Source organism: Hyphomicrobium sp. (genome assembly GCF_051860585.1).
GTDB lineage: Bacteria > Pseudomonadota > Alphaproteobacteria > Rhizobiales > Hyphomicrobiaceae > Hyphomicrobium_C.
Map to the genome: position 1 here is coordinate 479,331 of NZ_JBHYDS010000002.1, position 10,875 is coordinate 490,205.

General features: G+C 66.4%; 11 protein-coding genes. 3 read left to right on the forward strand and 8 right to left on the reverse strand.

Going from position 1 to position 10,875, the window contains the following annotated elements:
- Positions 1 to 29 precede the first annotated feature (29 nt).
- The 3 genes from ACTIFK_RS05085 to ACTIFK_RS05095 all read left to right on the forward strand — a co-directional run bounded on the left by ACTIFK_RS05085 (position 30) and on the right by ACTIFK_RS05095 (position 3,211).
- Complete coding sequence (locus ACTIFK_RS05085; protein ID WP_439541960.1) at positions 30 to 1,388, forward strand: SPOR domain-containing protein; 1,359 nt, start codon at positions 30 to 32, stop codon at positions 1,386 to 1,388.
- Positions 1,389 to 1,526: 138 nt separating this feature from the next.
- Positions 1,527 to 2,453 carry an ABC transporter ATP-binding protein gene (locus ACTIFK_RS05090; RefSeq protein ID WP_439541961.1) on the forward strand — a complete coding sequence of 309 codons (927 nt, stop codon included), beginning with the start codon at positions 1,527 to 1,529 and terminating at the stop codon, positions 2,451 to 2,453.
- Complete coding sequence (locus ACTIFK_RS05095; protein WP_439541962.1) at positions 2,450 to 3,211, forward strand: ABC transporter permease; 762 nt, start codon at positions 2,450 to 2,452, stop codon at positions 3,209 to 3,211. Before ACTIFK_RS05090 ends, ACTIFK_RS05095 begins: the two co-directional genes overlap by 4 nt.
- A 219-nt stretch (positions 3,212 to 3,430) precedes the next feature.
- Here ACTIFK_RS05095 and ACTIFK_RS05100 read toward each other — a convergent pair whose 3' ends face one another.
- The 8 genes from ACTIFK_RS05100 to ribD all read right to left on the reverse strand — a co-directional run bounded on the left by ACTIFK_RS05100 (position 3,431) and on the right by ribD (position 10,751).
- On the reverse strand, positions 3,431 to 4,069 hold the full coding sequence (locus ACTIFK_RS05100; protein WP_439541963.1) for a hypothetical protein: 639 nt from the start codon (positions 4,067 to 4,069) through the stop codon (positions 3,431 to 3,433).
- A gap of 136 nt (positions 4,070 to 4,205) precedes the next feature.
- Positions 4,206 to 5,558 carry a L,D-transpeptidase family protein gene (locus ACTIFK_RS05105; protein ID WP_439541964.1) on the reverse strand — a complete coding sequence of 451 codons (1,353 nt, stop codon included), beginning with the start codon at positions 5,556 to 5,558 and terminating at the stop codon, positions 4,206 to 4,208.
- Positions 5,559 to 5,752: 194 nt separating this feature from the next.
- Entirely contained in the window at positions 5,753 to 6,754 is a 1,002-nt protein-coding gene (thiL, locus tag ACTIFK_RS05110; protein WP_439541965.1) for a thiamine-phosphate kinase, read from the reverse strand.
- 81 nt (positions 6,755 to 6,835) lie between these two features.
- Complete coding sequence (nusB, locus tag ACTIFK_RS05115) at positions 6,836 to 7,369, reverse strand: transcription antitermination factor NusB (RefSeq protein ID WP_439541966.1); 534 nt, start codon at positions 7,367 to 7,369, stop codon at positions 6,836 to 6,838.
- Positions 7,366 to 7,872 (reverse strand): 6,7-dimethyl-8-ribityllumazine synthase, encoded by a 507-nt coding sequence (locus ACTIFK_RS05120; protein ID WP_439541967.1) that lies wholly within the window; start codon positions 7,870 to 7,872, stop codon positions 7,366 to 7,368. The genes nusB and ACTIFK_RS05120 overlap by 4 nt, the downstream gene beginning before the upstream one ends.
- A 3-nt stretch (positions 7,873 to 7,875) precedes the next feature.
- Entirely contained in the window at positions 7,876 to 9,021 is a 1,146-nt protein-coding gene (ribB, locus tag ACTIFK_RS05125) for a 3,4-dihydroxy-2-butanone-4-phosphate synthase (RefSeq protein WP_439541968.1), read from the reverse strand.
- Entirely contained in the window at positions 9,018 to 9,614 is a 597-nt protein-coding gene (locus tag ACTIFK_RS05130) for a riboflavin synthase (protein WP_439541969.1), read from the reverse strand. Before ACTIFK_RS05130 ends, ribB begins: the two co-directional genes overlap by 4 nt.
- 24 nt (positions 9,615 to 9,638) lie before the next feature.
- Positions 9,639 to 10,751, reverse strand: a complete 1,113-nt coding sequence (gene ribD, locus ACTIFK_RS05135) for a bifunctional diaminohydroxyphosphoribosylaminopyrimidine deaminase/5-amino-6-(5-phosphoribosylamino)uracil reductase RibD (RefSeq protein ID WP_439541970.1) — start codon at positions 10,749 to 10,751, stop codon at positions 9,639 to 9,641.
- Positions 10,752 to 10,875: the final 124 nt, after the last annotated feature.

Consider the following 10,875-nt stretch of genomic DNA (forward strand, 5'->3'; position numbering starts at 1 on the left):
TTCATGACGTGGGACAAGGTCCGAGCCTGATGTCTGATTACGACCGCGATGGCAATGTCGAGCGCCAGCAGATCCACGAGATCGCGCTCAACGTCGCGCGCCGCCTGCTCAAGGTGCTCGAAATCGGACGCGCCGCTCCCTCCGCGCTCGCGGCCGACATCGACGCAACCGCCCGTGTGATCTCCGACATCCAGCACGACGTCGAGCATGTGATGAGCATGCAGCCATTCGGCGCGACGCTGGACATGTCCGTCCTGACCCACATTCTCGGCAGCCAGCAGCACGCGCTCGGCCTGCTCGAGCAACTCGAGAAACGCACGCAGGGCTACGGCCCCGCCGCGGCATCGGCCCAACCGGCGCCGCAGGCCTATCCGGCGCCACAGGACTTCTCCCGCTCGGAAAACGTCACCTGGCCTCAAAGCAACGCCCAGTCCGACGGTTTTTTCCAACCCGAGAGCTTCGCCCCGCGCGAAAACTACGGGCAGCCGCAAGGCCTCTCCCAACCGCAAAGCTTCGCCGATGCGCTACGCTTTGGAGCGTCGCAAGGGTACGCGGCGGCCTCACCGTATCCGACGGCACCCGCGCCCGCTCCGCGTCAGCGCGCGCACGAGCGGCCCCGGCCAGAATCGGTACACGGGCCCGCCAACGGACAGAGCTTCCCCCAGCCCGGCATGCCGCCTCGCACCGCGATGCCCAACGGCGCGCCGCCTCAGGCCGGACCGGCGCCGTTCTATTCCGGGCCCGCCGCCCAGCGCCCGCGCGAGGCGGGACCGCGTGCGCCGCAGCCTCAGCAACAGGGACAATCCGCCCCGCGCCAACGCCCCGCCGCAGGCGGGCAGCCACGCGCCGCCAAGGCTGCGTTCCGGATGTCTGACTTCGCCACCTTGGCCGCGCGCATCTCGGAACCGAAATTCGCCGCTGCCGCGGCCACGCTCGTGGTGGTCATCGGTTCCCTTGTCGGCGCCTTCACGCTCCTTCCCGCCCCGTCGACCGGCAAACCCAGCAATGCCGCGCCGGGCCAGAAGCTCGACGGACGGCTCGATTCGGAAACAGCCGCCCCGACGATGCGCCAGACACCCGCCCAGCAGTTCGCGGCCGTCACACCCGATCCCAACAGCATGGAGCAGCCCTATCTCGTCGTGCTGGCCACGCGGGCGAGCACGGACGAGCTGCAGAAGGATTTTCAGGGTTTCAACCAGGCCTACCCCGACTTGCTCAGTGGGCGCAGGGCGCGCGTCGACCTGATCCAGGGTCAGGACCAGAAAACGTGGCACCGCCTTTCGCTCATCCCGCCGCAATCGCAGGCCGACGCCAAGGATCTGTGCGCAAAACTCAAGGCCGCCGGGCTGACCGGCTGCTGGATCCGGCGCGTCCCCCTCATGAATTGATCTCCCGCCTTTGATCGTCCAGGGCCTCGAGTTCCGAACGCGCGCAATCTCGCCTGGCCCGGCCGCTTGCGGGTTCGCTGCCTTACCCCTATGTGGAAGCTGCCCGGCACCCGGCCGCGCGTGACCCGGCGATCCCGCATGCAGCCCATCATCTCCGTAAGCGACGTCAGCAAAACGTATGCCTCCGGCCACGTCGCATTGCGCACCGTCAATCTCGATATTCGCGATGGCGAGATTTTCGCCCTTCTCGGCCCGAATGGCGCAGGCAAGACCACCCTCATCAGCATCGTCTGCGGCATCGTCAATCCGAGCGCCGGACGCATCTCCGTGGCCGGGCTCGACATCGCCCGCGACTACCGCGCCGTGCGCGCCATGATCGGCCTCGTGCCCCAGGAGCTTTCGACCGAAATGTTCGAAACCGTCTGGGCCACGGTGTCCTTCAGCCGTGGCCTGTTCGGCAAGCCGCGAGACCCGGCCCTGATCGAGAAGGTGCTGCGCGACCTCTCCCTCTGGGACAAGAAGGATAGCCGCATCATGGCCCTTTCGGGCGGCATGAAACGGCGCGTCTTGATCGCGAAGGCGTTGGCGCACGAGCCGCGCATCCTGTTCCTCGATGAACCGACGGCCGGCGTGGACGTCGAACTCCGCAAGGACATGTGGAACATCGTGCGCCGCCTCCGGGACGACGGCGTGACCGTCATCCTGACGACCCACTACATCGAGGAAGCCGAGGAGATGGCCGACCGCATCGGCGTCATCGCCAAGGGCGAGCTGATTGTCGTGCAGGAGAAGCGCGAACTGATGCGCAAGCTCGGCAAGAAGCAACTCGTGCTCGAGTTGCAGAAACCGCTCGACGCCGTCCCGGACGTACTTAGCAAGCACGCCCTCGAACTGGCGCCGGGCGGCACATCGCTCACCTTCACGTACGACACTCAGGCGGAACGCACGGGCATCACCGCCCTCCTCGCCGACATGCGGGAAGCCGGCATCGGCTTCAAGGATCTCGCGACGAGCCAAAGCTCGCTCGAAGACATATTCGTCGACTTGGTGAGGCAATCGCGATGAACATCCAAGCCGTACGCGCCATCTACGGGTTCGAGATGGACCGGTGGAAACGCACACTGACCCAAAGCATCGTCTCGCCGGTGCTCTCCACCTCGCTCTATTTCGTCGTCTTCGGAACGGCCATCGGCTCGCGCATCGCGGAAATCGACGGCGTCGCCTATGGCGCCTTCATCGTGCCGGGCCTCGTCATGATGCTGCTGCTCACGGAAAGCACGTCGAACGCCGCCTTCGGCATCTACTTCCCCCGCTTCACGGGCACGATCTATGAGCTGTTGTCCGCACCGATCTCCCCCTTCGAGATCGCCCTCGGCTATGTGGGCGCCGCGGCCACGAAATCCATTGTCCTGGGGCTCATCATCCTCGCCACGGCGAGCCTGTTCGTGCCGCTGCACATCGCCCACCCCTTCTGGATGCTGGCGTTTCTGGTGCTCACGGCCGTGACGTTCAGCCTGTTCGGCTTCATCCTCGGCATCTGGGCGGACGGCTTCGAGAAGCTGCAGATCGTGCCGATGCTGATCCTTATGCCGCTCACCTTCCTCGGCGGCACCTTCTACTCGATCAAGATGCTCCCGCCGTTCTGGCAGACCGTCACGCTCTTCAATCCGATCGTGTATCTGATCAACGGCTTCCGCTGGAGCTTCTACGAGGTCTCCGACGTCAACATCGGCGTCAGCCTCGCCATGACGCTCGGCTTTCTCTCGCTCTGTCTTGTGGCCGTCTGGTGGATCTTCAAGACCGGCTACCGCCTGAAGCAGTAGCTTACGGACCCTTGAGCAAGTGCACTGGAGCGTTTCCCTGTGATGCGGATGCGCTCATCGTCGTGATCGCACGTGTTCCTCCCCCCTTGTGGGGGAGGTTAGGAGGGGGGTAATCCAGAACGTTCGCTGTTGTGGATCCACCCACCCTGGCCCTCCCCACGTCCATGCGGAGCATGGCATCGCCATGACGGGGAGGAAACCTGTCGGGTTTCCTTGCTCCTAACGAACGCCGATGTCGCTGGTCTTGGCCGTACCGGCCTGGATGCGAACGAGCTGCATCGCGTCTTCGATCATGTTGAGCGGATGGGTGAGATTGGCGAGCGCGCCCGCGATCAGCGCATCGACGCCAAGGCCCGCGCGGCCGATGACCAGCAGCGCCCGGTCGCGCACGTCGATGGCATCCTTGATGGCGTCGGCGTGCACTTGGCTCTTCACGCCCTCGAACTCCGGCGTGACGAGCGCCAGCCCGTAGCGCTGCCCGGCCAGGGCGGCCCCGACGTCGAAGTGAGCGTCCGCCGGTGCAGCGGAGAAAGCCACTGCCGTCGCCTCCCTGGGCGCCGGATCATGGTGGACGGCAACGAACGCGCGATAGAGATCGGCAAATCCAGGACGGCCGGAGACCGCGATGTCGGCCGCGATCCGCTCGCAGCCGCCGTGCCACAACACGGCTTCGGGATCGTCCTCGCAGGTCATGCGCACCGAGTAGGCGCGCGGCAGGTCCATGCGCCCCTGCACGTCCGAAACCCAGAATGCGAAGGCGATCCAGCCGCCGGCCAGGGCCAGCACGAGCAGCAGCCGCCACCTGCTGAGCAGGTCCGTGACGGTGTGCTGCGTGGCTGTGGCGAGTCGCTGCATCATGTTGGGCGGAGGATTCCACCCGGCGGCGGCCAAAACAAGCCGCACGCGCGATGAACGTGAACTTTTCGCGGACGGTCGCCGCTCATAGGCGCAAAGCCAGCCTTGGGGTGCCAGACGTCTTAAGGGGTCAGACGTCCTAGGGGGCGAGCCCCTGCGACGGCGGCGGCGGCGCGTCCGGATCGAACACTTCCGCCATGGCCGTGTTTCCGTCGCGACCGTAGATGTCGGGACGGAACTCGACGCGCCCGTCAGGCTCGGCCCAGGCGGTGATGTAGGCGAAGTAGACCGGCACGGGCCGCGTCAGCTGGACGTCGAGCGCCTGGCCCCGGTCGAGCACCGTCTGCACTTGGCCCGGCTGGCCCCAGCCCGGCTCCATGCTCGCCAGCCACTCGACGAGCTGGAACACGTCCTGCACGCGCACGCAGCCGGCGCTGAACGCCCGCGCGCGCTGCTGGAACAGCGGTTTCATCGGCGTGTCGTGCATGTAGACGCCGTGCTCGTTCTGCATGTCGATGCGCACCAGGCCGAGCGCATTCTGCGGGCCAGGGTCCTGCTTGAGCTTTACGACGGACGCCTTCGCCTGCGACCAGTCGATGGACGACGGATCGAGCTCGGGCCCGTTGAAATCACCCGAGATGACGCGGATGTGCTCCTTCTGGAGGTAGTCGGGCTCCTTCACGAGACGCGGGAACACGTCGAGCTGCGCGACGCTGTCTGGCACGCGCCAGAAGGGGAAGAAGTTGACGGCGCGGATCGTCGCCTTGAGCGACGGCGTATCGCGGCCCTGCCGTCCGACGATCACGCGATGGCGCAGCACAGTTCGGTAGCGGTCGACGGCTTCAAGCTGGAACGCCGGCACGTTGACCAGCACGTAGCGTTCTTCGGGCGGCGATCGCACCAGTTCGAGCAAGCGGCCGTGATTGAGCTTGAGCTGCGCCAAGCGCTGGTCCGCCGTCACATTGAGCGCGGCGAGCGTAGGCTTGTCCACCCGGCCTGTGGCGCGCAGGCCGTTGCGCTCCTGATAGCGCACGACCGCAGCCTCGAGACCGCTTTCAAACGTGTAATCGCTGCTGTTTCCCGATTTCGGCAATTCGCCCGTCACCATCAGGCGGCGACGGAGATAGGCCACGCGTTCGTCGCTGTCGCCCGAACGCAGCATGCGATCGCCGGGAATCTGCGGCCATCCACCATTGCTTGCGATCCGCTGGTAGAGATCGATGGCCCCTTCCATGGCAACGAGCATCTCGTCGCTACGATAAGGGACCTCGTTGGCGCGCAGGTCGTTCAGCACCTCCTGGCGCGGCGGCGCGCGTTCGAGCGAAGCGCGCTTGCCGGTGTAATCCGGCGATCCGAACGTCGTGATCCCTTCATACCAATTGGTATCCTGCGCCGACGCGAATGTTCCCGGCAAGGCCACGCTGGCGGCGAAAAGCAGAACGGCGAGCCCGCGGCAAAGACCACTGCGGCTGAACGTGTTCGAAGAACCCACCCGAAGTCCAATCCTGTTGCAAAATGCTCTGAGCGACTGGCGCAAATCGACGGCAAATGACGGCCGATCACGCACGCTTTACGGTTGAGGCCGTTTAACGGGATTCATATGGCCAAACAAAGACCCCGGGCAACCGCCCCGATGACGCAACTGCTTGAATTGTCACGCTTGCGCTAGAATTTTTCGGCGGGCGCTCAATCCCCGCGGCGAGCCGGGAAATGATCCCATCCGCCGGCCTTGAAGACCATGGGTTGGCCGTCTAACGCGGTGACGGAGAGGCCCGTTCCATGCCCAACCCCCCCGATGTCCGTCACAGCCACGCCGACCGCCTGCGCGGCCGCCCGGAAAGCGTCTGCGCGATCGGCCGCGACGGCCGCCAGCACCTGATAGTCGTCGCCGCCGGTCACCACCGTCCGAAACAGATCCGGATCGGCTGAAATGACCGCGCGCGCCGAAACCGAAAGCGGCACGCGCGCGCCCTCGATCTGCGCCGCCACACCCGATACGCGCGCCAACCGGCCGCAATCCTTGATCAGCCCGTCGGAGATATCCATCGCCGCCGACGCGAACTCCAAAATGTGAGGCGCGAGCGCGAGCGGCGGCTGCGGACGCAGGTAGTGCGCCAGAAGGGGCGCAACGCGGGCGGCATCCAGGCCCAGCGCAATCGCGAGCCCGGGATCCAGCCGCATCCTGAGGCCCAGTGCGCTATCGCCGATCGTGCCGGACACGAACAGCCGGTCTCCGGCCCGCGCGCCATCCCGGCGCACCATGCGGCCGTGCGGCACGCTGCCGAAAGCGGCAATCGTCACCGACAACGGTCCGGGCCTGCGATCCGTATCGCCACCCGCGAGCGAAATGGAAAATGCCGATTGCGCGTCCGCCAGGCCCGCCGCGAACGCGTCGAGCCACCCGCGCTCCGGCTCGTCCGGCAACGACAGCGACAGCAGGTACGCGATCGGCTGCGCGCCCTTGGCGATCAGATCCGACACGTTGACGGCCAGCGCCTTCCAGGCGATGTCGTGCGCGCCGTCGCCGGCAAAGAAATGCACGCCTTCCGCGACCGCATCCGTCGTCAAAACGAGGTCGTGGCCGGCCGGCGGCGTGAGAACGGCACAGTCATCCCTGAGCCCGAGGGCGCCAGGAAAGCCCGCCGCGAGCGGCGCGAATGTGCGTTGGATCAGATCGTCTTCGCCCACGGTCCGCTAAACTCCCATGCCGAACGCGAAGAGTTCGCCTCGATCATCGCGCCGGACCGGCGAATCCGTACCTTCGGAACGCTAGCCGCCTTCGCCCGGCGCTTCGAATTCCTTGGCCCGGACTTTGTGCGCGATCTTGTCGAGGACGCCGTTGACGACCTTGGGCTCGTCCGCCTCGAAAAACGCCTTCGCGATATTGATATATTCGTTGATCGTCACGCGCGCCGGCACGTCGCGGCGCTCGAGCAATTCGAAAACGCCGGCGCGCAAAATGGCGCGCAAAATGGAATCGACGCGCACGAGCCGCCATCCGGTCCGCAGCTGCTGGTCCACGAGCGGATCGATCTCGCGCTGCCGCCGCACGACGCCCTTCACGATCTCCGAAAAGAACGTTGCGTCCGCGCCGCCGAGATCGACCAGGGCTTCCCGGCCCTCGGGGTTTTCGCCGTCAGCCTCGGCCGGTGGGATATCGACGCGCATGAACTGCGAGATCACGTCGGTGACGTCCGTCCCCGCCATGTCCATCTGATAAAGCGCCTGTACGGCCGCCATGCGCGACACCGTGCGCGGCTTCGGCGTATCGCCGCCGCTCTTCTTTTTGCGGGGAAGCATCATGGGCGGGCAACACCGAATTCGCGGGCCGTGCGGAGCAGCCTGAGACAGGCGCGGGCTGCGTCGCCGCCCTTGCCGGTCTCACCCCCACGCGCGCGGGCCAAAGCCTGCGCTTCCGTGTCCACGGTCAGAACGGCGTTGCCGAGTGGAATGCAGTGTTTGATAGCGGTTTCCATAAGCCAGTGGTTGGTCATAGTGCAGACGATATCATAATGCGACGTCTCGCCCCGAATAACGCACCCCGCGACGATCACGGCAGTATACTCTCCTGCGGGATCGAAACTTCCGGCCGCGACGGCCTGCGCGAACGCCTGCGGAATTTCCAGCGCGCCCGGAACGGCCACCCGGTCGAAGCCGACCTGCGCCGCATCGAGCACCGCTTTCGCGCCCGCGATCAGCTCTTCGGTGATTTCCCGGTAGTACGGCGCCTCAATGATAAGCACACGCCCCGGCCCGCCGGAGTGAAACTCCATCTCGACTTTTTCACGATGCCCTGCGCTGACCATTGGCTACTCGATCGCTCGCGTGCCGACGATCCTGAGCCCGTAGGCTTCGAGACCCACGTACACGTCGTCCGGCGCATTCGTGAGCAGGGTCATGTCCCCGACGCCGAGTTCGCGCAGGATCTGCGAGCCGACGCCGATGTCCACCTGCCGCCGGCCACGCGCGCGCTTTTGATCGGCCGACGCATTCGCCCGGCGCGCAATCCACTCGGAAACGCTCTTCGGCCCGAGATCGCGGATCAGCACGATCACGCCGCGCCCCTCGCGCTCGACCGCCCGCATGGCGCTCGACACGTCATTCTGGCCGCCGCCGATGCCAAGCAAATCGCCCGGCACATTGACCGCGTGAACGCGGACCAGCACGGGGCCGGGCGCCGACAGGTCGCCCTTGACGAGCGCCAGATGCTCGACCGGCTCCACCGTCGTGGTGAACACGTGCAGATCGAAATCGCTGCCGTACGCGCTTTGCACCCGCGACTGCGCAACCCGCTTTACGAGCCGGTCGTGCTTCAGCCGGTAGGCGATCAGGTCTTCGATGGTGCCGATCTTGAGGCCGTGGCGCTGTGCGAACGGAACCAGGTCCGGCATGCGCGCCATCGTGCCGTCTTCGTTCATGATCTCGCAGATGACCGCCGCCGGGTAGAGGCCGGCCAGCCGCGCCAGATCGACGGAGGCTTCCGTATGACCGGCGCGGATCAGCACGCCGCCCTCGCGCGCGACCAGTGGAAACACATGGCCCGGCGAAACGATATCGCCTGCGCCCTTGGTCGGATCGATGGCGGTCGCGATCGTGCGCGCCCTGTCATGCGCCGAGATGCCCGTCGTGACGCCCTCGCGCGCTTCGATCGACTGAGTGAAGGCGGTCCGTTCGCGCGCGGCCTGCGTCCGCACCATGAATTCGAGACCGAGCTCCTGAGCGCGCGTCTGCAGCAGCGTGAGGCAGATCAGGCCGCGGCCATGCTTGGCCATGAAGTTGACGGCATCGGGCGTCGCCATCTGCGCCGGAATGACGAGATCGCCCTCGTTCTCGCGATGCTCCGCATCGACGAGGATGACCATGCGCCCATTGAGCATGTCGTCGACAATCTCGTCGGTCGACGAGAGAAAGCCGCCGCCCTCCGAATAGGCGATTTTTGAAAGACCGCTGCTCAAGCCCGAAACTCCATGATGCGCGCCACGTAGCGCGCGAAAAGGTCGATCTCGACGTTGACCTCGTCGCCGCGCTTTTTGCGCCCCCATGTGGTCTGGGTCAAGGTCACCGGTATGAGATTGACGCCAAACCGGTTTCCCGACACCTCGTTAACGGTGAGCGACGTGCCGTCGAGCGCAATCGACCCCTTGGGTGCGGCATAAGGCGCAAGATGCATTGGCAGCTCGAGCGTCACGCGGAGGCTTTCGTCATCCGTCTTCAGGTCGGCGATGCGCGCCACGCCGTCGACGTGCCCGGACACGATGTGCCCGCCCAGTTCATCGCCGGCCTTGAGCGCGCGTTCGAGATTGATCCGTTCGCCGACCTGCCAGCCGTCCAGCGTGGATTTGGAAAGCGTCTCGTTCGAAACGTCGACCGTGAATGCTGACCCGTTGCGGCCATCGGCCCGCACCGTCACCACGGAGAGGCACACGCCGTTGCACGCGATCGACGCGCCGATGGCGATGCCCTCCGGCGCATAGCCGGATCGAATGGCGAACCGTCCGCCTTCGCGGCCGATCAATTCGCCGACATCGCTGATGATACCTGTGAACACCGGAAGCTGGTCTCCAATATCGTTTCAGTCCTGCGTCCGCGCGCGAAACACCGACACCCGGTCCGAACCGATCCGCCGCTCGGACGCGAGCGCGAGATCTAGCCCCGGAGCGTAACGGGCGGCAAGCTCATCCGAAGCCGCATTCGCGCCGGGGTCGCTCCCCTGCCGGAAGACCACGACCTCGTCGGCAAGGCCGGCCGACGCAAATCCGCGCCACATCGCCGGTCCGCCCTCCACGAGAAGACGCGTAATGCCCGCCTCCGCGAGGCTTTCGAGGACATCCGGAAGCGACAAACCATCCCCCGTCGCAGGCACGTTGAAGATATGCGCGCCGGTCGCCTCATAGGCTTGGATTTCGCCCGCGTCCGCGCCGTACCCCGTGAAAATCCAGACCGGCACCTCGCGCGCGGTCTGGAACAGCTTGGCCGACAGCGGAAAATCGAGAGACCGCGCCACGACCACGCGCACCGGCGACCGCGCTTCGAGGCCCGCCAGCCGGCACCTCAGATCCGGATCGTCGTCGCGCACCGTGCCGGAGCCGACCAGGATGGCGTCCGCTTCGGCCCGCATCAGATGGCCGGCGGCGCGCGCTTCAGCGCCCGTGACGAACTTCGGCGCGCCGCCCTTGCCGCGTGGCACGTCGCCCTCAGCCGAAAGCGCCATCTTGAGCTGGACGAACGGCCGCCGCTCGGTCACCCGCAAGATGTGCCCGCGCGTCACCCAGTCCGCATCGTCCGCCAGCAATCCCGTGTCGACAGCGACGCCGGCGGCGCGCAAACGCGCACTCCCTTCGCCGGCCACGCGCGGATCGGGATCGCCCGCTCCGATGACGACGCGGCGGACGCCGGCCGCGATCACCGCGTCGGCGCACGGCGGCGTCTTCCCATGATGCGCGCAAGGCTCAAGCGTGACGTAGAGCGTCGCGCCGCGCGCGCGTTGGCCCGCGCGTTCCAAGGCTTGCGCCTCGGCATGCGGACGCCCGCCGGGCTGCGTCAGGCCGCGCGAGATCACCTCGCCGGTGGCCTCGTCGGCGATGACGGCGCCAACCGACGGATTGGGCGCGGTGGTCCCGAGGCCGCGCCGCGCCAGCGTCAGCGCAATGCTCATCATATGGTGATCGAATGGCGTGAAACTCATGGCCTCCCTTCTCCTCCCCCCTCGTGGGGGAGGCCGGGAGGGGGGGACACCGCAGCTTCAGCAGTTGGGATTGCCCCCCCCCCCAACCCCACCCCCCAACGGGGGGGGGGCTACATGGGAGGTC